Annotated in this window: 19 protein-coding genes and 1 pseudogene; 7 read left to right on the plus strand and 13 right to left on the minus strand. The window is 62.2% G+C overall.

Translation table 11 applies throughout. The features are described from left to right. Positions 1-146 precede the first annotated feature (146 nt). The 3 genes from BLQ43_RS14640 to BLQ43_RS10370 are packed head-to-tail and all read right to left on the minus strand — an operon-like array spanning position 147 to position 1807. A complete protein-coding gene (locus BLQ43_RS14640; RefSeq protein ID WP_176758633.1) occupies positions 147-323 on the minus strand; it encodes a hypothetical protein in 177 nt (58 codons plus the stop codon). After that, positions 301-1026, minus strand: coding sequence for an acyl-homoserine-lactone synthase (locus BLQ43_RS10365; protein ID WP_090020511.1), 726 nt, complete (start codon positions 1024-1026; stop codon positions 301-303). The genes BLQ43_RS14640 and BLQ43_RS10365 overlap by 23 nt, the downstream gene beginning before the upstream one ends. A 46-nt stretch (positions 1027-1072) precedes the next feature. Next, complete coding sequence (locus BLQ43_RS10370) at positions 1073-1807, minus strand: helix-turn-helix transcriptional regulator (RefSeq protein WP_176758634.1); 735 nt, start codon at positions 1805-1807, stop codon at positions 1073-1075. Between the two features lie 565 nt (positions 1808-2372). Between BLQ43_RS10370 and BLQ43_RS14645 the strand changes: the two genes are divergently transcribed. Both BLQ43_RS14645 and BLQ43_RS14650 read left to right on the plus strand, forming a co-directional pair. Next, complete coding sequence (locus BLQ43_RS14645) at positions 2373-2660, plus strand: hypothetical protein (RefSeq protein WP_176758635.1); 288 nt, start codon at positions 2373-2375, stop codon at positions 2658-2660. After that, positions 2636-2983: a thermonuclease family protein gene (locus tag BLQ43_RS14650; protein WP_176758636.1), complete on the plus strand. Its 348-nt coding sequence runs from the start codon at positions 2636-2638 to the stop codon at positions 2981-2983. The genes BLQ43_RS14645 and BLQ43_RS14650 overlap by 25 nt, the downstream gene beginning before the upstream one ends. A gap of 30 nt (positions 2984-3013) precedes the next feature. Here BLQ43_RS14650 and BLQ43_RS10380 read toward each other — a convergent pair whose 3' ends face one another. After that, positions 3014-3244, minus strand: a complete 231-nt coding sequence (locus tag BLQ43_RS10380; protein WP_090020517.1) for a ribbon-helix-helix domain-containing protein — start codon at positions 3242-3244, stop codon at positions 3014-3016. A 101-nt stretch (positions 3245-3345) separates the two neighbouring features. After that, entirely contained in the window at positions 3346-6579 is a 3234-nt protein-coding gene (locus tag BLQ43_RS10385; protein ID WP_090020519.1) for a DEAD/DEAH box helicase, read from the minus strand. 235 nt (positions 6580-6814) lie between these two features. Between BLQ43_RS10385 and BLQ43_RS14430 the strand changes: the two genes are divergently transcribed. Further along, positions 6815-7873, plus strand: a complete 1059-nt coding sequence (locus tag BLQ43_RS14430) for an ATP-dependent Clp protease proteolytic subunit (protein WP_143006250.1) — start codon at positions 6815-6817, stop codon at positions 7871-7873. Positions 7874-8105: 232 nt separating this feature from the next. Here BLQ43_RS14430 and BLQ43_RS10390 read toward each other — a convergent pair whose 3' ends face one another. The 6 genes from BLQ43_RS10390 to BLQ43_RS14435 form a co-directional block, all read right to left on the minus strand. Beyond that, the gene (locus tag BLQ43_RS10390) at positions 8106-9338 is read right to left on the minus strand and encodes a zinc ribbon domain-containing protein (RefSeq protein ID WP_143006251.1); all 1233 of its coding nucleotides are present in this window, start codon (positions 9336-9338) and stop codon (positions 8106-8108) included. Further along, positions 9335-10507: a TniQ family protein gene (locus BLQ43_RS10395; RefSeq protein WP_090020523.1), complete on the minus strand. Its 1173-nt coding sequence runs from the start codon at positions 10505-10507 to the stop codon at positions 9335-9337. The genes BLQ43_RS10390 and BLQ43_RS10395 overlap by 4 nt, the downstream gene beginning before the upstream one ends. After that, positions 10504-11394 carry a TniB family NTP-binding protein gene (locus BLQ43_RS10400; protein ID WP_090020526.1) on the minus strand — a complete coding sequence of 297 codons (891 nt, stop codon included), beginning with the start codon at positions 11392-11394 and terminating at the stop codon, positions 10504-10506. The genes BLQ43_RS10395 and BLQ43_RS10400 overlap by 4 nt, the downstream gene beginning before the upstream one ends. Beyond that, positions 11391-13343, minus strand: a complete 1953-nt coding sequence (locus BLQ43_RS10405) for a TnsB C-terminal domain-containing protein (protein WP_090020528.1) — start codon at positions 13341-13343, stop codon at positions 11391-11393. Before BLQ43_RS10405 ends, BLQ43_RS10400 begins: the two co-directional genes overlap by 4 nt. Further along, positions 13340-14005: a TnsA endonuclease N-terminal domain-containing protein gene (locus BLQ43_RS10410; RefSeq protein WP_090020530.1), complete on the minus strand. Its 666-nt coding sequence runs from the start codon at positions 14003-14005 to the stop codon at positions 13340-13342. The genes BLQ43_RS10405 and BLQ43_RS10410 overlap by 4 nt, the downstream gene beginning before the upstream one ends. Before the next feature lie 236 nt (positions 14006-14241). Then, positions 14242-14529, minus strand: coding sequence for a hypothetical protein (locus BLQ43_RS14435; protein ID WP_143006252.1), 288 nt, complete (start codon positions 14527-14529; stop codon positions 14242-14244). 127 nt (positions 14530-14656) lie between these two features. Here BLQ43_RS14435 and BLQ43_RS14440 point away from each other — a divergent pair, with 127 nt between their 5' ends. Continuing rightward, positions 14657-15526 (plus strand): SMODS domain-containing nucleotidyltransferase, encoded by an 870-nt coding sequence (locus tag BLQ43_RS14440; RefSeq protein WP_143006253.1) that lies wholly within the window; start codon positions 14657-14659, stop codon positions 15524-15526. 43 nt (positions 15527-15569) lie between these two features. On the opposite strand, the gene BLQ43_RS14445 is transcribed toward BLQ43_RS14440, so the two are convergent. Next, positions 15570-16052 (minus strand): hypothetical protein, encoded by a 483-nt coding sequence (locus tag BLQ43_RS14445; protein ID WP_143006254.1) that lies wholly within the window; start codon positions 16050-16052, stop codon positions 15570-15572. A gap of 247 nt (positions 16053-16299) precedes the next feature. Here BLQ43_RS14445 and BLQ43_RS10415 point away from each other — a divergent pair, with 247 nt between their 5' ends. The 3 genes and pseudogenes from BLQ43_RS10415 to BLQ43_RS10425 form a co-directional block, all read left to right on the plus strand. Continuing rightward, complete coding sequence (locus BLQ43_RS10415; RefSeq protein ID WP_143006255.1) at positions 16300-17400, plus strand: DUF4062 domain-containing protein; 1101 nt, start codon at positions 16300-16302, stop codon at positions 17398-17400. Positions 17401-17598: 198 nt separating this feature from the next. Next, positions 17599-18648, plus strand: coding sequence for a hypothetical protein (locus tag BLQ43_RS10420; protein WP_143006256.1), 1050 nt, complete (start codon positions 17599-17601; stop codon positions 18646-18648). A gap of 157 nt (positions 18649-18805) precedes the next feature. Then, positions 18806-19507, plus strand: a pseudogene (locus tag BLQ43_RS10425) (ATP-binding protein); the annotation flags it as partial. A gap of 3 nt (positions 19508-19510) precedes the next feature. Here BLQ43_RS10425 and BLQ43_RS10430 read toward each other — a convergent pair. Further along, the gene (locus BLQ43_RS10430; protein WP_090020538.1) at positions 19511-20434 is read right to left on the minus strand and encodes an SDH family Clp fold serine proteinase; all 924 of its coding nucleotides are present in this window, start codon (positions 20432-20434) and stop codon (positions 19511-19513) included. Between the last annotated feature and the right edge of the window lie 59 nt (positions 20435-20493).

Raw genomic sequence — 20493 nt, forward strand, 5'->3', positions numbered from 1 at the left:
ATGCCGCCGGTTGAGGTCCCGTGCAGCGCGGGCGGTGTGTGACTCCCGGATGGGTCGAACATGAGGCCCCAGGGCATGGCTGGCCGAGGTCCTGGGGCCTCATAATCGGGATACAGGGCGTGTGCGGGCCGCGCCCATGGCGGACCTTACGACTGCTCGGACCCGCCTTCGACCTGAGGCGCTTCCTCCTGCAGGGCCGTCAGCGCCAGCTCCACGTAAAACTTGGGTTCGCCGCGAAGCCCGCGCGCCGACATTTCCCGAGATAGCTCGTGAAGCATCAAGGCAACATAAGACTGGTCGTCAGACGACGGCTGCTTTGACATCCTGCTCTCCTTCCCGCAAAGCTTCGCCCGGTATCACCGGGGCGCACAGGGACGGCTCCCAGAGCCCGCAAGTCCGGGCGATCCGTTGCAGTTGCTGGTGGTCGGTCGGAAAACGGCCTGCGACGGTGGAAACGGATTGGTGCGAGCCGTCACTGCCAATCCGCTCGACACTCAAGCCGCAAAAACGAAGGATTTTTTCAAATCGGGCATCCGTGATGAACACGACTTGCTCATAGCCATTGTGCAGCCCGTACTCCACCATCGCCTTCAGGAGTTCGGCTGCGGTCCGCGTGATCATCTTGCTTTTGTTCAGGCGCGTGGAGCGCTGTGTGTCCACAGCGAAGCGGCTGGCCTCCAAGGCACGGTTGCGGTCCTCGGGCTCGAAGCCGCCCTTAATGGCCGCGAAGGTATTGTCGATCATGCACATCCGCGTGCATGGGATCAGGCGAGCGCACCCGACGACCGCACCGTCGACATCCGTTGCAATGAGATAGACCGGATCTTCAAGATCGTATTCGTCCTGCTCAAGAAATCCATATATTGATGAGTGAAAACATGTGATATCCCATCCAAGACGCCGTATAAAAACGCGATATCGTAGATTGTGCATGTTCATGATCGTCGGCTCGAAGACTTCATGCTGCGTGGATCGGATTGATATGACCATGGAATCCCCCGTTGCGTTGGTCGCGCGGGATTCCATCAGCCCTGGCAGGGGCTGAAAAGCTGTCACGTTTCATAGGTTGACATCACTGATAGAGGTTGAACTCTGTTGCCACACTAATTGCATGCTCCAAATTTCTAACTTTAAGTTTTTTCTTTATCCTCATGTTATGAAAATATACCGTGTTTGCAGTTATACCCAGTTCGGCGGCGGTTTGTTTTGCGGACTTACCAGCCGACAAGGCACGAAGGACTTCGGTTTCCCGTTTGGAAAGTTTCGGAATATCGTGTTTCCATTTACGCGATATGTTCGCGATCGCGTTGTAGATGATGATGGCCACGTAGGAGAGGGCATCCCCCTCGCTCGCAACCATCGGCTCGACGACGTCGATGTCATGGCGCGATACGAAAGAAACCAAAGCCACGGTCTTTGAGTTCTTCGAAACCGGAACGACGTATCCGGTCCGAAGCCCCCAAGAGGCAGCGCGTTCCATCATATGGCGTTCTTGATCAGTCTTTCGGAAATCGGGATATAGACGCGACCATAAAAACGGAGATATTTCACGGACCGTACGCCCGACGACGGGATCGATGCGGTCGTACTGATTTTCCATGTACTCGTCGAGCCAGCCCTGTGGATAGTTGGATATGAGCGAGGGCGGCGTATCGAAAGAACCAAGAGTCCGAAAATTCGCATATACATACCAGTCGAAACCGAGCGACTGCGTTATGTCGTGGAACACGACTCGCAATTGCGAAAGATCGGAGATGTTTCGCAATTGCGCCGAAACTCTGGACACAGGGTTGTTTGGCGTTGGCATGAGCGCCCCCGCGGCGTTTCGTTCAGCGTCGGCAATGCATCTGCGCTTATGTTTTGACCGGCCGTGCCGAGCGGCTAGGCGCAGCGTGGAAGGCCGGCGCTGCTGGGTCGGGCGGTAGCTGGGGTGAACCGCGCACGTCCCTCCTCGTCGGCCATTCCGCGCGCCGGCTCGCCTGAGCATGCAGCGGTGTGAGAGTGGTCACGCGAAACCACTGTATGCGAAGCATCGGTAGAAATAGAAACATGCGATGGTACTCGCTGTTGTGGGCTGGCGGCATCCAAGCACCGACGGAGGGGGTTGAAAAGCTGTCACGTTTCATAGGTGTGTATGCGCGTGCAGGGAGCAGGTTCCGGGAAGGGCGCAATGAGCGGGCCGACGGAAGGCCCGGCCATCGCGCGTCACGCAGGCAGTGCGTGGCGGGGCGCCCCGGAGCCGGGATCGCGCCTGAGGGCCGCGACCTTGCCCTCGATGAGACGATCTGGCAGGCGCCGGCTATGCACCTGACCCAGCTGCCCAAAATCCGAAGGCTGAACGTGCCGCCTCCCTCGCCGTCGGCGCGACCGCCGTGGCCGCGATGGTTGCCGTGGGTGTTGATGGGGAGTGGATCGGCGGGGTTCGCGCTGCTTATGGTCGCGATGTTCGCGGGATGGCTGTGACGTATCGGGGCCTGGCCGTCGCCGCCGCCATGGCCGTGAGCGTCGGCCTGGCTGGCCAGGTGGCCGATGCGGCCGCGCTGACGGGGAAGGCGCGGGTGACCGATGGCGACACGGTCGTGGTCGGCGGGAAAGATATCCGGTTACAGGGCGTGGACGCGCCGGAAACCGAATCGTGCGCCACGACGGAGAAAACGTGAATCGGTGGCTGGTGCGCCGGGGCCACGCCTGGGTCTACGATCGCTACGCGGACGATCCACGCCTACCGGCTCTCGAGCGCGAGGCGCGCCGCCACCGCCGTGGCCTTTGGCGACGCTCCGACCCGATCCCGCCGTGGCGCTGGCGCGACGGAGAGCGCCGGGGAACCTCCGGCACATCGGGCAACCCGGAAGTCGCGGACCGTGACTGCTCGGATTTCGAGACCCATCGCGCCGCCAAACGGTTTTTCGAGGCGCACCAGCCGGGAGATCCGCATCGCCTGGATGGCGACGGCGACGGCAAGCCGTGCGAGGGCTTGCGATAGCTTTGGACCTTTGGCGGCGGTGGCAGGCCGTCATTGATTGTCGCGGAAGTAGTCGAGGACAAATCCTCGAACGGCCGCGGTGAGCTGACGAGACCGGAGCTTGTCCACGTGTGAAACGAGTTCGTTGACGCTCGTTTTCTTATCTCTCGCAATCTTGTAAAGGCCGTCCCAGAATTCGCGTTCGAGTCTGAGGCTGGTTCGGCGGCCATTGACGGTCACGTTGCTGCTGATCTTGTCGCTTTCCTCGCGCTCGCGGGTCATCCCTGCACCTGCGAATTGTTCACAACAACACGCTTCATCCCGCGCACGTTTTAGCACGGGGTGGGTAGCGAACGGGAAGGCCCGGATCTGCGGGCAGGGCGTTAGACCGAGGCAGTCTGCGAGCCTGTTTGCACCGCGCGCTCCATGTGGCGCGCGAGCACGTCGGAATGCTTGCGGCCCTCCCCCCGGAAGCGCCGCATGTCGCCGAACACCAGGAAGGACCGCTTGGCGCGCGAGACGGCCACGTTGAGCATGTTGGGCTGCCGGTCGAAGAACGCGGTCTTGTCGACGTCGCCGGTGATCGTGGGCGAGAAGATCACGATCTGCGAGGCAGCGCCCTGGAGTGCGTGCACCGTGCCGACCGTCATGCCCGCGTTCCGCGCCACGCGGATGCCCTGGTTCCTCAAAGCACGAATCAGCGCTTCTTTCTGGGGGCGGTAGGGCGTGACCACCGCGACGAGATCCTCGAGGCGTTCGCCTTGTCTGCCGTAGGTCCGCTGGAGCGCCAGGCGGTTACGGGCGAGCCAGGCGGCGATCGCGTCGGCCTCGTCGGGGTTCGCCATGCTGCCGGCGCGCCGTTCGACGCGCCCCACGACGTCCACCCACCCGAAGAACGGCAGCCCGCCGGCGACCTTCTTTCCCCGACAGGGGACGAGCGGCTGTCCCTCGGGTTCATAGATGAGGTCGTTGCAGAAGCCGATGATCGGATCGGGACAGCGCCGGTGTTCCTCCAGGAAGAGCCCATCGGCCCGTGGCGGTTCATCGGCATGTGCGCGCGACCACGCGGTGGCACGGTGAGCCGCCACCATGAGGTTGCCGCCGGTGTCTTCCCCGCTGCCCGGCGAGGCCTTGAGACCGTTCTTGCGGATCGTGTCCCCGGCCACAGTGTCGCGGTCAAGTCCGAGCTGGCGCAGGTTCGCCTCGTCGACCGACACGGGCAGGTCGTGGACGGGTTCGATCTGCCAGATGTCGCCCACGATGAGGCCCGTGCGCGCCAACGCGAAGGGCGGACCCGCGACGTCCGGGCTCGCCTGGCCGGCCTCATCCGCGATCAGCAGGTCCGCCTCGCCCAGCATGTAGACCGTCTCTCCGTCAGCGCCGCCCTGACGGCAGCTCAGCCACCGCGGCAGCATGTAGGCCGTGGACACCATGCACGGCGTCAGCATCGCCGTCCGGCGCAGCGTGGCGCGCCGCGCGCCGGCGGGCGCCCCGTTCAGTTTGGCCCCCGGCTTGTTGGCGTTCACCACGTCCCGGTCGGCCTCCAGCAGAAAGCGGCCCTCCCAGTAGTGCACGGCGAGCAGGAAGGCCCTGTGGCGAGCCTTCACGTCGAGCAGCTCCTCGATGGAGGCCGGACTCTCAAGGATTTCAGCCTTGCCCGGATGCGTCACGCCGCCGGTCCGCTGCAAAAACTCGCTCACCAGGCGCGCGAAACGGTCCTCGAGATCCTCCATGTGGCGGATCGTCTCTCGAAGACGGCGTTCCTTCTTCCGGAGGTGCTGGACCTCGGCGTCGCGTTCGCGCCGCAGCCGGGCAACACGATCGTCCGCGGCTTTGACGGCCTCCCTGGCATCACGGTCGAGGCGCTCGAAGGCGGCACGCAACTCCGAAGGCGACGGTGCCTCGAGCCGGTCGAACGGGGCGCCGGCGATTTCGCCAAGGTCGAGTTCCCGAAGACGGTGCTGAAGGCGCCGCCAAGCCCTCGCGCGACGACCCGGCAGAAGGCGGAGCAGCGCGGCGATGAGGCCGCGAGCGGTAAGCGGAGCGGCCTCCGCATGCAGATCCCTTACGGCATCGCACCGCGCGGCAGCCGGCTCGCGTTCCCGCTGAACCCGCTCGATGGTTTCGTTGTAACGCGCCTGGGTGTCCGCACACGCCTTGCGCCGGCACTCCAGCTCGTCGCGCGCGCTGGCGAGCGTGCCGCCCGGGAGTGCGCCGCGGCCTTCGAGCACGTCGTGCGCCGTCTTTTGAGCCCGCTCGATGCGATCGCACTCCGCCCGGATCTCGTCGCACAGCGCCTGGACGCCCGTGTCGACGGTGTCGGCGCCGTTGTGGAGCCGGCAGGCCGCGGCGAACGCGGCCTTTGCCTTCGAGATGTACTCCGGGTCGTGCTTGTCCGCGATGAAGCCCCTCCACTGCCAGCCGTTGAGGCCGGCGACTTGGTAGCCCTCGCTGACCTGCTGGCTGGGCGACGGCAGGTACAGGCCAAAGGAACTCACCTCCGGAAGCCACCGCAGGCCGAGCGGACCGTCATCGCCGCTGCTTTCGCCAAAAGCGTCGATCACGTTCGTGACGGCCTGGTTGTTCGCCGACGTACCGAAAATCAGCGGCGGCTCGGCGCCCCGGCGGGCGCGGTCCACCACCAGGTGGGCCACGACTGACTGGATGAGCGTGGTTTTGCCCGTGCCGGGCGGGCCGTCCACGGCCAGGACTTCGCCGTCGCCCGTCTCGTTGTAATGGGCCAGCGCCTCGCGCTGCAGCTCGGCGAGCGGGAAGTCGCCCTTCATTTGGCCGAGATGCGCCTGTTTGCGCGAACGCCCGCGCCAGTGGCGCAGGCCTCGGCGTTCGCCGCCTTGGATGACGGAGCATAACGCTGTGCCGCGCAGGCGTTTCCTGCTGTCGCCCTCTGCGGCATAGGCCGTCAGGCGGCGCAGATGGTGTCCGGCCTGGACCAGGCCCGAGGTTGGCAGAAGCGCCGCCTCGTCGAGGGCCAGCCATCCCGGTGGAACCGCCCCGCCGTGTGCGGACATAGCTCCATCGGCCGGATCCTCCTCGGTTGCGCCGCTCTGCTGTGGTGGTGAGCCGGATTCGGCAGCCTGCAGGGTCTTCGCCAGCAGCGCTTCGGCACGCCGGAGATGCTCGGACCAGGTGTCCGCCCGCACCTCATCGAAGATGCTCCGTGCCGCGTCGTAGGCGTCGAGGGCCGCGACCGTCGGTTCGCCACCGCCCATGGGTTCCAGGAACTGCCGCGCCACGAAAGCGCCCTGCTCCGGATGCGGATGAAGCGCCCCGGCTTCGTCGAGCCGCGCCGGGACGATCAGGACGAGGCGCGGTTTACCGTTCGTCCGGTCGCGTCCCCCTCGCGCCGTCTCCGCGCGAAGGACCAATGGCGCCGCAAGGATTTCCAGGCGAGTTTCGCCGTACTGGTCGGGGCCGATCTTCGATTCGGCGTTGGCGCTATCCCAGAGGGCGTTCACGGCCGTCTGGTCCAGCTGGCCCGCCCGCAGTGTATCTTGGCTGACGTAGGTGAGTTCGGTGTCTTCCTTGACCTGGATCTCGAGGAGATCCGCATCCTTCAAGCAGTAGTTCCAGTAGGTGAGAAGCTTGGCGGAATCCATACGAATGGCCTACGCGCTGTGATTGCTGGAGGTGTGTCCACGGGCTTCGCTTTGGCGTCGACAACCGCAGCGATTAATTACCTCAGCGTGTGCGCTGCGGCACGTTGATCGAATTGTTTGTGTTATTTCACACGCCAAATAGTCCCCCTCTCTATAAGACAAAGTTCCTACGTATTGATGCGCGCCCCTGTTGTGGATACGCTCTCGCTCATCTAGCGGAGCAAGAGAGGTTGGTATGATAGAATCGTCAAGCTTAGAAGAATATGATCAGATATTGGAAGATCTCGATGCAGATGCGATCATCTATTCGGGCCCTATCTTAAGGTCCGGCGCAGATCAATTGATAGCTGAAGTTTTGTCGCTAAGCACGTCAAGGTCTCGTCTGTTCTTGTTTTTAACCACAGACGGAGGGGATGCTGATGCGGCATTCCATATATCGAGACATATAAGGCGCTATTATAGATCATTCAGTATTTTCATTTTCGGCCTTTGCAAGAGTGCCGGAACCCTCGTTACATTGGGGGCTGACGAAATTGTAATGACCGATTTTGGTGAACTTGGACCGCTTGATGTCCAGACTACTAAGCCGGATGAACTTTTGCAGGTCCACTCAGGGTTGGATATTTTCGAAGGGCTTACTGCTGTTTCGCGTCACGCTTTTTATACGTTTGAGCATACGCTACTGAACATTGTTCAGAAGAGCGGTGGCCACATATCTGCTGTAACTGCTGCACAGATTGCGCGTGAGCTGACTGCAGATCTGTATGCGCCGATTACCAGGCAGATTGATCCAGTTCGAGTTGGCGAGCAGCACCGCGCAACTCGGATTGCAGAGCACTATGGGCTTCGCTTGAACTCGAACAATATGAGATTAAATGCAATAGAGGATTTAATTTCAGCTTATCCGTCACATAGCTCGGTGATCGACATTGACGAAGCTGAATATCTGTTCTATAATGTTCGTTACCCTGAGCATGAGGAAATTTTGTTAGCCCAGGGGTGGGCAGACAGTGTGAGATGCCCACGTAGTGATGCAACGGTCATAAATGTGTCTCTCAAAGCCAAGGAGGCCGTTCGGCAAAGGGAAGATGATGAGGCAGGGCAACCCGAACACGGGGATGGAGAAGCTCGTGCGCCGTCAGATGGAAGCGGCGGACAGGACGATTTCGCGTCTGGAACGTCAGAGCCGCAGGAGTTCGACGAACGCCAGCATGAAGGCCCGCCCTCCGATTCGAGGCGAAAAGGCAACGAAAGTGCGGACGAAACCAACGAAGGACAAAACCACCATGCATAATTTCCTGTTGGCGGTGGATTCCGAAGATAATTGAGGAAATATTTGTCCCGCTACACAGTGGCGGGACGACTTTTTGTAAGAAAATATGAGACATTGCGTTTCATTCAATGCCTAGATGGAAATTAGGCTTTTGATTTTTTATATGTGTCGTCGGGGCGATGTTGCGAGCACGCCAGTGTCTGGTAACGTCATCCTCGGTTGTAGTCTTGAGCGCCGTCTCACATAATTTGATCTATTTAGCATGCCTGAGATTGTATCGAAGGCTCGTTGAGTGCATTGACTGGTGCGCGTTCTTGCCAGAGAACATGACGCCTTTTGGGTCCGAGGGAATCAGCGCGCCCAGGGCCGTACTGAGGCGATCGGTTAACACGATGCGTTCGCCGGCGACGCTCAAGATGTACCGGTTCCCATCGGTTTGAAGGTCGCCGCGACGTAGAGCCAACAACTTCTTCACGGGCACCCCGTATAGCCGCGAGATTGCGCGCACGATCTTGGCTCGGCGTTGGGGCAGTGGATCGCTGCTGGAGGTGGTGCTCAGAAGTTCGTCGACCTCTCGGATTGCCAGGCGATCGAGGTGTTCCGGTGAGCTTCGCCGGGCGCGGGGGCGATGCAGTGCGACGCCGTAGGTGCGCTCAACGAAGCCCAGGAAGGCGCTCACCGAAGCCGCCTGCCCCTTGTGGCCGCGCAGATAGCCACGGACGTGGCGTTGCGAGAGGTCCTCGATGCGCTGGATGTCCCGGGCGTGCGCCAACTGATCCGCCGCCGCCCGGAGGTAGAGCCGTCCCGTGCGCGCCTTGAGGGATTTCGGCCGTCCGGACCGCAGCTGCGACCGGTAGGCGACGAGCACGGGGTGGAACCACGCGGCCTCGGCAGCGGCGACGATCACGTCCTGGCGGCGTTCTTCGGTCAGCCTCTCCAGCTCCTCGACGGACCAGGCGAAACCGACCCGGTCGCACAGGTAGGCCATGGCGTGGAAGGCTCGCCGCAGGCCCTCGGCGCCGAAGACCCCAAACAAGCTCTCCTGACTCAGCTGCCCCGGATCGGTGAACGCTCCGTCGATCCGCCGGATGGTTTCGAGCTGCCGGTCGACGATCGCCAGCTCGTTGTTCGGTTGCTTGGCGATCGCGTCGGACCGGCAGAGGCCGAGATACAGCTCCTGGACCCAGGACTGACGGATCTCGGCGCTGCGCGTCTCGGCGCGCTGGGTTCGTCGCCGCATGTTCTGGCAGGTGCGGCAGAAGCCGTTGCCGTCGCCGGGCAGCTCTGTGCCGCATCCTGGACAGGCATGAACGGCCGGGATTGGAGCGCTGCAAGCGCCGCAGAGCGGTCGTGAGTCGGCCGTGGTGTCGGCAATCCGGCGGGAGCGGCCGCAGCGGCTGCACGTCGCCGACAGGCGCCTCTGCCGCGCCTCGAAGCCTTTCCGTGCCGCCTCGGCTGAAAAGACCGCCTCGCCGGTGCGCCTCATGCGTCGTCCTCCCCGGGGTCCGACGGAGGATAGCGCTTCCGGGTGCGGGGCGACCGGCTCTTCGGAGGTAGGCCCGCGGACGATCGGCCGCAGGCGTCGAGCAGCCGCGCTGCGCGGGCTTGCCGGTAGGCGGCTGGGTCCCGGCGCCGCAGGCGCATCATCTCCGGCGTGTAGACGACCGGCTCGTAGCGGCGGTCCCTGGTAAAGCCCTCGCCGAGACGTGCGATCTCCGCGGCCAGGGCCGGCGGAACGTCCCAGCGCCGAAAGAAGCGCTGGCTCAGGCGCAGTTCGGCCGCAACGTCGTGGAAATCGGCCGGCCAGCGCTCCAGGAGGGCGGCAACGGTTTCCATCAGCGACACCCGGACCGGCAGGCGCGCTTCCTCAAAGCGAACCTCGGTCCCGTCCGGCCAGGCCTGTGGCGGCAGATCCAGGACGCGGCGGATCCTCGGCGCGTAGTTCTGGAGCGAGGCCAGCATCATGAGGGTCCGCATCCCCGCAAAGGCTTCCGTTCCGGTCCATGGGCCGATCGGATCGCGCGTGGTCCCTGTCTCCAGCACGGCCAGCAGCTTGTCCTGCAGACGCAGCGCGGATCCCGGGATCTCCGGTGCCGAAGGAACCAGCTCGCCCACAAGCGGAAATCCGCAAGCGTGACAGTGATCGGCGTGACCGACTGCCGAACGGTGCGGAATCACGGGCGCGTCGCAGACCGGGCAGGCGTCGCGGAGGGGTTCGCCGTGCTCCGGGCACTGCAGGACGAACCCCACGCGCCAGATCTTCCGGTACCAGGGCTTCCGGTCGGCCGCGAGGCACGCGGGGCAGTATTGGAGACCGTGCCGCCGGCGCGTGCGATGCAGGATCCCCGCCGACAGCAGCAGCCTGACGGTGCCGCGCCGGGCCCATCCCGGGCCGGCCAGGCGCTCGGCGTAGTCCGCGAGTGTCGCCTGGCCGAGGCGTTCGCGCGGCACGCCGAGATGGTCGGCAATCTCCCGCAACCAGGCGTCATCCTGGTTCCGGTCCACATCGCGGTTCCACGCGGGGCGCCGCGGCCACAAGAGGTTCACGAAGCGATAGCCGCTGCAGCCGTGGGCGTGGGCGTTCCGGACCAGCAGCGAGGAAAGCAATTCGCCGTCGTGCGGCGGCAGCCGGAACGCCCAGCCCCCGCGCCTCACAACTGTTTCGCCGTCTGGGTGAAGTCCGCGAGCCGGGTCCGCTCGAGATTGTCGAGGGTCCGTTCCGTGATCCGTTCCTCGCCGGAGCGGATGGCGTCCACCGCCGCGCGTTTCAGCACGCGCGCGAGATCGCCGATGGTGCCGTCCGTCATGCCGTGGAGCTTCATTGCCATGTCACGGCTCTTGAGGTTGGACGGCTTCGCCAGCGGGAGGATCCGCTCGAAGTTTGTCAGGAGCCGCAGGAAGGACTCGTCCAAGGCCCATTGCGGCAGCGACAACACCTCGAAGCGCCGCGCGATCTGTTCGTCGGTCTGGAGCGTCCGCAGCGAGGAAAAGGTGCCGGCAGCCACCAACGAGATCTGCAGCTCGTTGCTCAGGTTCTTGATTACCCCGAGAAACTGGCGCTGCTTGTTGTAGGTGCCGTATTCGATGTTGTGGAATTCGTCCATCACGACCACGCGGCAGCCGACGGCCTTCAGCGCATCGAGCGCCTGGCCCCGCTTGCGATGCGCGGCGTCCGTGTCGCGGTAGGGCACGTTCAGCGTGCTCAGGATCTCGCTCCAGAACCGCGTTTCGCTGGGACCGGACGGCATCTCCACCCTGAGCACCGGGGTGTAGCCGGACCCGTCGTCGCGCCGCTGAGACGGGTGCTGGTTCGCGAAACGCTCCAGGATGGTGCTCTTGCCGTTGCCGCTCTCCCCGACCAGCGCCAGGCTCGGCATCCGGTGCGAGCGCGGGTACTGGACCAGGTCGCTCAACTGCTGGAGAGCTTCCTTGGCGCGGTCGTAGCCGATCCACCGGTCCTGCCACGCGTGCCGGACGCGCTCCTCGGTGGGGTAATCGAGAACAGGGCGCACTTTTTCGGCGAGATGCTGGCCGTCGCTCATTCGAGATCCCCCAGATCCTGCTCGTCGAACGGCTGAATGTCCTTTTCGAAGATATCCTCGCCGCCGGCGGCCGTGCCGGCGGGCTCGGCGCGGTCCTGTCGATCCGCGGTCCCGTTGCCGGCCCCGGAAGGCTGGCTGGTGGCGGGCGGCTGGCCGGTGCCCTGTTTCGTTCGCCGCATGCGGTGCCGCCGGCGCTTTTCGGCCTTGGTTTTGGCCTGCGCCGCCTCGACGTTCGCCCGCATGCGCTCGACGGCGCGGAAAATCGCGTCCTCGTCGACCTGCTGGCGGCCTTCCTGCTTGGCGCGGCGTTGCGCCTCGCGCAGCTCCCAGACGCTGATGGGCGGCCGTCCGGTGTTGCCGTAGGGGATGAGGTAGTAGCGCTGGACCTCGGGGTCGTAGAAATAGACCCCGCTGATATCCATCGGGTTCCGCCGCACGATGAAGCGCCGCTTGCGCTTCGGATCCTCGGGATCCTTGGCGTTGATCCAGCGGTTCAGCACCTCGTGGTAGTAGTGGATGTTGTCCAGCACGATGCCGTAGCGCTGAACCGTGCGCTCCTCGTACGGCAGGAAGTCCACCCACAGCCGCGCCGGGTCCGCGGGAACCTCCGGCGGCCCCGTTCCCGGCCGCGTTTCGTCGCCGACGATGCCGAGTTCCCACTTGCGCTCGGGCGGCATGTCGAGCGAGCTGTGAACGCGCTTGTGGTAGATGTTGACGATGAAATCGACGAGGTGGCGCTCGAACTCGGCGAGCGTCAGCGCCGCCTGACCTTCGGAATCGTAGCCCTCCCGATCGGCCGGCGACGAAAAGGTCGTGCCGGGCAGCGTCTGGACTTCCTGGGTGTTGGCGGTGCCGATGAGGCGCTCGATGTGGCCGCCGTAGTTCGGCTTCCCGACCGGCCGCATCTGGAGGTCGATGCCGTGCTGGGCGCAGGCCCGCGTGAACGCCCGGCTGCGGAATTCCTTGGCGTTGTCGGTGTGCAGGGTTCCGATGCGGCCCCAGACCGGCCACTCGCCCGGAACACCCAGCGCCTTCAGGTAGTCGGTCTTCGGGAGCATGGCGCGTGCGGCGCAGATCCCGGCGACGGCCGCGTTGGGCGCCTCGATCGACACGTGGCACGCCGCGACCATGCGGCTGTAGACGTCGATCGCGAGCGTGATCCAGGGGCGCCCCAGGGGTTCGCGGCTCTCCTCCTCGACCACCACGATGTCGGCGGGCGTGTGGTCGATCTGGACCACGGCCATGGGGTAGTCCGCGCCCGGGAACTGGCCCTTGAGGGGTTCGTATTGATCGCGCGCGCGATCCTTCTGTCCGCGCTTGCGCATCGACGAAGCGGGATCGAGCGCCTTGATCCGTTTGCGGACCGTGTTGGCGTGCGGCGGCTCGAGGCCTTCGCGGCGGCATCGCCGGCGGACCTCGTTCGCCACCTCCTTGGGACGGCCGCGCCGGCGCTGCAGATAGATGTCCCGGATGCAGGACTGGATGATCGCTTCCACCTGGGGCGTAAGCTTGCGGCCGCCCTTCGCCGGGCCGGGCTTGTCCGGAATCAGCGCGGAGATGCACTCGGCATCGAGATAGGCGTTCAGCCAGCGATAGATCGTGGCCGCGTTCACGCCCGCCGCGGCCGCCGCTTGCTCGACATCGGCGCGCCGGCGCCGCTGTGTGCCGATGAGGGACTTGATCGCCTCGAAACGCCGCTCGGCCTCCGACCAGGCTTGCTCGCTGTATTCGGTGACGTCGGGGGTGGGCGCCGCGCGCGGGTCGTCGCCCTCTTCCGGGGCGGGCGCCTGGGGGCGAATGGCGTCGACGTGGATTTCCTCGGTGTTGCCCGTGTCCACGTCCTGGGCGAGCACGGCGTCCGGCTTGACGTAATGCGTGACCCGGTAGGTCCGGCCGCCCGCCGTGATGGTCGCGCCCTTCTTGAGGTGGATGAAGGTCCGGCTCGTCATGGACGGCCGTCCTCCCCGACGGCCCGGAGAGGCGTGGCCATGGTGAGGGGCGCGTCCAGGTCGGCCGCGATCCGGCCGAGGGCGACCAGCCGCCAGAGCGACGGAAGGGCCATGGACCGGCTGGCGTGCTCGGGGAACGCCGTGTTCAAGATGTCACCGGGTTTCGCCGTCCCGAGCTGCGTCATGGCGTCGAGAAGGCGCGATTCAGTTCCCGCATCGGGCCGGCGGTCGAGATACGGACGCAGGAAGCGGGCGTTCTCCAGGCGCGGGCCGCGGATCTCGACCTCCGTCACGACCTCGAAGCGCAGGCCGCGCTGGCGCGCATCCCGGGCGGCCGCCCGGAAGCGGGGCTTCAGGTCCGGCCAGCGTTCCCGGAGTTCCTGACGGTACTTGACCTCGTAGACCGTCGGCGGGCCCGAGTGCCGACGAACGCGGAAATCCGGCGTGTAGCGCCGCCGTTCGCCGCCCGGTCCGGCGAACGAAAGCGTGTACGGCTGGGCCGCGACGGAGGCGACGTCCTCGTCGAAGTCCAGCAGGACCAGCAGATCCCGTTCCAGGGACGACTCGAACGGCACGGCGCGCCCCTTCACCGGGATGGAGCCGGTCAGACTCCGCCGGTTGGGGCGTATGCGGCGCGCCTGTGCCTGTTGCCGGGTTTCCATGGCGGGTTCGATCTGATGGCCGGTCGCGGGAACCGGTGTTGCCGCCCATACATCGAGCGGCGCGTGTGGTTCGTCAAGGGTTTGACGAGCACTGCTTGCGGAATAGCCTCGGGCTTAGGTTTCGCCGACGAGGGAGATCCCGCAAGCTTCCACGAAGCGAAACAGAAACGGTTCCATCTTACGTGCCAGAGTCTTGAATGTCCGCCTCGGAATACCCGCCCGGCGAGGCTGCCCTGCTACAGCAGGTCAGGCGCCTTCGAGTGAACGCGATCTACGGCAAGCGCAAGCACTTCAATGCTGCCGACCGAAAGCATAAACATGCTGCGGCCCTTAAATGGAGTCCTATTCTGATCAGCTTGTTGTTGGCCTCGGCGTTCTTCAGCGAACTCCAGAGTGCGGCCCCAGCCATAACCCGGTGGTTTGGCACCGCTCTCGGAATCGTTGCGGCCGGTATCGGGTGGATCGGAAGCGTTTACCAAGGCACACCTGCGAACCACCGACGCGTCGGTGATCAGTTCACGCACCTGCAACGGCAGTCCGACCACGGAAGGCGATTACGCCAAAGCCCGCGATCAAATCGACGATGGACAGGAGGATTATTCGCATCACGAGTTATATGATAATCGAAGCTGACGGACGTGGAGCGCATAGATGACAGTGACGGTCGAACAAGGCTTTAAACAGTTTCACAAGCGTCTACAGCCATCCCAGACCGCCCAACGCGGAGCTCAACAACATCGACGGTCCATCCAAGCTTGTTTGGAAGCGAACTTCGGGCTGAACGCGTTCAGGCGGACGGGATCATTCGGCAACGGAACGAGTGTGGCGAATTGCAGCGACGTCGATTACGTAGCTGGTCTTCCGCCTGGCTCCTATCAAAAAGATTCCGATCGTACGCTGAAGCAGCTTCGGGATGCCCTTGCTCGGACTTTTCCAAGGACCGGGGTAAAGCGTTCTTGCCCAGCAGTTGTGGCGCCTTTCGGTCAACGCAAAGAAGAAGACACCGAAGTGGTTCCCGCCAAATATATCGGCCAGCGGAATGGTAGGTTTGATGTGTTCGCTATCCCGAACTGCTCAGGTGGTTGGATGCCAACCAGCCCCGACGCCCACAACGCCTATGTAATTGAAGTCAACCGCCAACGAGGTCAGAAGGTCAAGCCGCTGATTCGCTTCATCAAGGCATGGAAGTACGCGCGTCAGGTCCCGATTTCCTCCTTCTACATAGAATTGTTCGTGGCACGTCAGGCGGCCACCCAGAACGGAATCTTGTATAGCCGCGACGTTGTTGGCGTTTTCAACGCGATGGAACGCACGGATCTGACCAGAATTTCAGATCCTATGGGCGTATCGGGCAATGTGCAGCCCTGTAGAACTCGCTCGAGACTCAACACGGCACGAAGTCGCGTGCGCAGTACTGCAAAAAAGGCGCGTCAGGCTTGGCAAGCCGAATGCAACGGACAAAAGCGTCGCGCCTTTATATTGTGGAATGAGGTGTTCTCCGGAGGTTTTCCAAGTCCTTGATGACGGTTCCGTGCTGGGTTGTTCGATGCGCCGAAATATATATTTAATATATAACAATCCGCCTGCTATCTTTGTCCCGTACAATATGCCAGTTATCGAATGAATAATATTGATTTTCTGGGGGTTTCGCGCCACGTATCGTATTGTTAGTGATATCCACCAAAACAATAGATTTTCGTTCTTCAACGAGAGCGTCGAGATGTAGCCCGGTGCTGAAGAGGTAGCCGCGACCGCAGTTTGGATTATATCCAGAACACCAAGTATATGCCGTGTGCTCACCGGGGGGCGCAAAAAAGGCGTGCCAAATTGGGATAACGGGATAGTCGTCAGTAACCCTCATGGCGAAGGTATGCACATTCTTTATTTTCGATCCTGTGAGGAACAGCACGTAATCAGAGTTATCATAATGGTCAACAACCTTCGTGCATAACGCGGTCTCACCGTCTGACAAGTTTTTGCCGTAGAAGATTTGGCCATAATCAATGCAACTGAGCATCACAGTCCTATCAGGAGTATCAGCACGCATAATCCAAATCTCCGGCGCTGTATGTTTTGACAGACTTGAAAAGTACCACGTATTATTAAGTGTGCAAATCATTCGGCGGAGTTACGTCACAAGCCTCGATGCCGGGGTTGTGTACGGGCTAAAATGAGTAAACTGTTCGTTGTGCATATTTAGACCACTTTCGGTGCAACGAGATAGGATAAGTTAGACAAACGATAGTATGCATCATGCGCTTGGACAGCCGACGCACTGGACATAGGAGACTTCCGTGAAGGTGTTCATCAGTTCTGTCATGGCCGGGATGGAAGAGCATCGGGATGCTGCTGATCGGGCAGCCCGAGCCCTTGGACATGAGGTTATCCGCGCTGAAGATTTCGGGGCTCGTCCTGAAAGCCCGCAAGTGGCCTGTCTCGCAGGGGTCAGAGAAGCGGATGCCGTGATTCTGATTATGGGCGCGCGTTATGGCGCACTGCAGCCATCGGGGCTTTCGCCAACACACGAAGAATATCGGGAAGCACGGGAACGACGCCCTGTGCTTGTTATGGTGGAAAGCGGCGCGGAGCATGACCTCCAGCAGGAACAATTCCTGTCGGAGGTGCGCGACTGGGAGATGGGACACTATACGGGATCGTTCACCACGCCCGATGAGCTTCGGGACGCAGTCACGAATGCTCTCCATAGTTTCGAGTTGGCGCACGCGACCGGGTCTGTCGATCCGGACGAGATGCTACAACGTGCTACCGATCTACTCCCCGAGCCGAACGCGAATGTCTCCACCGGACAAGCTCAACTGGCAGTGGCGCTGAGCGGCGGTCCTTATCAGTCCGTGTTGCGCCCGGCGGAACTCGAGGCCGAGGAATTAAAGGACTATCTCCAGCGAGCGGCTTTGTTCGGTGATGCGGCTGTTTTTACCCCGAAGCATGGAACACAGACAGAAATAAAAGGGGATACGCTCATAATGAAACAAACGGATCGGTCAATCTTCCTGACTGAAACTGGATCGTGTCTCTACGTCACCGATATCCCGAGATCTAGCCGCGGTCTTCCCGTCATTGTCGAAGAGGACATTCGAGAGCTGATAAACGGTGTTCTTTGTTTTGGAGATGTTGCGTTGGATTATATCGATCGTGTTAAACGGCTTTCGCACGTGACCATCGCGACCAGAATTCTTGGTGCGGAGCATTTGGGCTGGCGTACGCGGGCCGAACACGAACGCAATCCAAATCATGTGCAGATGGGGCATCCTACCGGCGCGGCCAGAAAGCCGGTTTCGCTATCGCCACCACATGTTCCGCGAGCCGCACTACGGCACGATGCCGGACGGATCGTGGAAGATCTCGTGGTGAGACTCCGGCAGGGTTTCCGGTAAAGGCAAAAAACCGCGCGCGGCTAAGAACAGGTGCGCCGCGAGCGCTGAGACGCGGAGCCGTCAAACCATCATCGGATCGCGCGGCTGCGGCGACGGACGGACAAAGCCTAACACGCATGTATTGCGTCCGTCGGAAGATTGTCTAACGATGGGAAAGCTAGAACACTAGGCGAACATTCAGCTTGAAACGGGATCCGTATGACGGTTGCAGCGAAAGCGCCGTCCAGCGCGCGTTCGGACGCGGAGCTTCGGTATCGCCAGCTCCGCATCAGCGATCCGGATAGGTATCCCGGCCTCGTCCATCGCATTCCGCCAAGGGCGGATCTCGTGGAAATCGTCGCGACGTACGTTTACCAGGGGTGGCCGGAGAACAAAGGATGGTGCGCCCGGTGTGAGGGCCATCGCCACCAGCGCGGGTTCATCGCCTCCTTGTCGGACGGGAGCGCCGTGATGCTGGGGCGCAACTGCGGCCAGGCCGTCTTCGGCACGAGTTGGGACCATCTGGAAGCCGCGTTCAAGGCGACGAGGTCGCGGCAGGACCGTCTGCTCGAACTCGACCGCATGGCCCCGATCATCGACCGTTTGCTGGAACGCCTGAAGGCGTGGCGGCATCCGGCGCAGAAGCTCACCGCCTCCCATCGCCGATTCCGGGCGGAGATACCGATCCTTCAACAAAAACTCTCCGACGCCGTCGCGCAGGCGGGCGGCGTTCTGACCGTTCATGTCCGGGAACGCGACGCCGCGGAGGAGGCGCGGCGCGCCGAGCGCGGCACGGGCGGCGACGAGCCCGTCTACCGGTGGGTCGAGAAGTCGGTCCATCGGATCGCCGGCCAGGGCTACTTCGCCGCGCGGGATCCGCAGGCGCTCGTGGCCGAGAGCGAAAAGGCCCTGAAGGAGGTGCGCGCGGCCCAGGGGGACACGGACGCACGCAGCCTCGCGTCGCTGAAGCAGCTCAAGCGGCATATCGAGACCGCGGTCGAGAACCTCCAGACCGTGGCCGCGGTTCACAGCGGCGCCGGCGCGTTCTTCGAGCCGCGGAACCTCCGGGCGATCGCCGAGTGGGCGAACGAAGCGCGAGGCGCGGGCCAACGGGATCTGCACGGGCACTTCGACGCCGACGGCGAGGAGCTTTACCTGGAAACCCCGGACGGCCAGGTCTGCAGCATGGGACCGCCGCCGGACCTGGGATCGCTCGACCCGGAGGTGCTCGATCTCGCGGCGCAGCTTCGTCCGAGTGCCTCGGATTGATGCGCATTTGTTCGGAGCCGCGCTGGGGCGCGCGCACCCGGTCGCATGAACCCGTGTCGTGCGCAAGCCGATCGCGCCGACCGATGTTCATCGTCGCAGGGACCGGAGTGCGAAACGGCGCTGCCGACCGCCGAACGGCGCGGTCCCGTCGCATCAGCCGGGAAAATTCACAGGCGGCTTGAAGGCGCGGCCGGGCGAGGTGTCGCTGGCGCACCTGGGTGTGCTCTTCCTCGACGAACTGCCCGAATTCAACCGCCAGGCGCTGGAGGCGCTGCGCCAGCCGCTGGAAACCGGCGAGGTCTCGATCGCACGCGCGAACGCCCACGTCACCTATCCCGCGCGGTTTCAGCTCGTCGCGGCGATGAACCCGTGCAAGTGCGGCTACCTGGACGACGAAGAGCTGGCCTGCGCCCGCGCGCCCAAGTGCGCCGCCGACTATCAGGCCAAGATCTCCGGGCCGATGTACGACCGCATCGACCTCACCGTGGAGGTCCCCGCCGTCGCCGCCGCCGAATTGACGCTGCCGCCGCCGCGCGAGGGCACGCGCGAGGTGGCCGCCCGCGTTCAGGCCGCGCGCGAGGTGCAGGCGGCCCGCTACGCCGACGTGGACGGCGAGGGCGCGCCGCGCACCAACGCCGAGGCCGACGGCACGCTGCTGGAAAACTCGGCCGCGCCGGACGAAAGCGGGCGCAAGCTGCTGGCGGATGCCGCCGAACGCCTGCGCCTGTCCGCGCGCGGCTACCACCGCGTGCTGCGCGTGGCGCGCACGATCGCCGATCTTGCCGGGGCCGAAACGGTTTCCCGCGTGCACCTGGCGGAGGCGCTGAATTACCGCCGCGTGGCGCCGGGGCACCGTTAAGGATCAATTATCTGATGACTCTACTTGTTGGCGCATCACGCCGATACCATTATGATTCTCTATCATTTTCATGGCTGCCGTATTAGATATACTATGCATATAGCAATGATGGACTGTAAGTACCAAATCTTGCAATCGTGAGTCATTTTCTATCCTTTTTATTTTAAGTCCAATTTTTTCACATGACTCAGGGGGCAAGTGTTTATTGTGCGCCATATTTCCCCTATAATCGGTGAGTTCTTCGATTATTTTATTAATTTTGTCGTCCTTATTTTTTGTGTTGCGAAACATTCCTTTTCTCAGTTCATCGTAAGCGAACGATTTGGCCCAATTTACAGCATTTTCGCACTGGGACAGGAATGTCGGTGCATATTTGTCTAATATTGGCTGCCATATATAAGCTTTCTGAGGATCAGCCGTTATTTCGTTGTATGCCTGCCGAAATTCTTCCAAAACACCCTGAGCTGGAATACCGTTAATTTGTGGGTCTATTGGTCCTAAATTAGAATGTTTTCCCATATAAATGCGATCACATGCGCACGCTATCATTGTTCCTGAGGACATTGCAATTTGAGGAACAATCACCCGCATATTTAATCCGAACATCGCCCTCAAGTAATGAACGATTGATTCGGTGGCTGCAATGTCGCCCCCTGGCGTGTGTAATATTAGATCCAAGCCTCTTTCACGGTCCAAATTGTGGACGGCCATCATAAATCCATTTTTATCTTCGTCACGTATTTCTGTTCCGCTTATCCTTGGCATTGACAAAAATCCTGAGTAATATGCTATGATATTTCGCCCAGTATAATCTGAAAGCTCCTGCACATATTCTCTCCTCACGGTGTTTATTGCGCCATCTGCTTCGTTCTGATGGCGTATTTTGTAATCTCGTATTTCGTCGAGCACTTCCTTCCAGTTCGGCATTTCTTCACTCACTCGGTCGTTGTTGTTGTATTACCGTATATATACGTGGTCCTGGATGG

Source organism: Limimonas halophila (assembly GCF_900100655.1).
GTDB lineage: Bacteria > Pseudomonadota > Alphaproteobacteria > Kiloniellales > Rhodovibrionaceae > Limimonas > Limimonas halophila.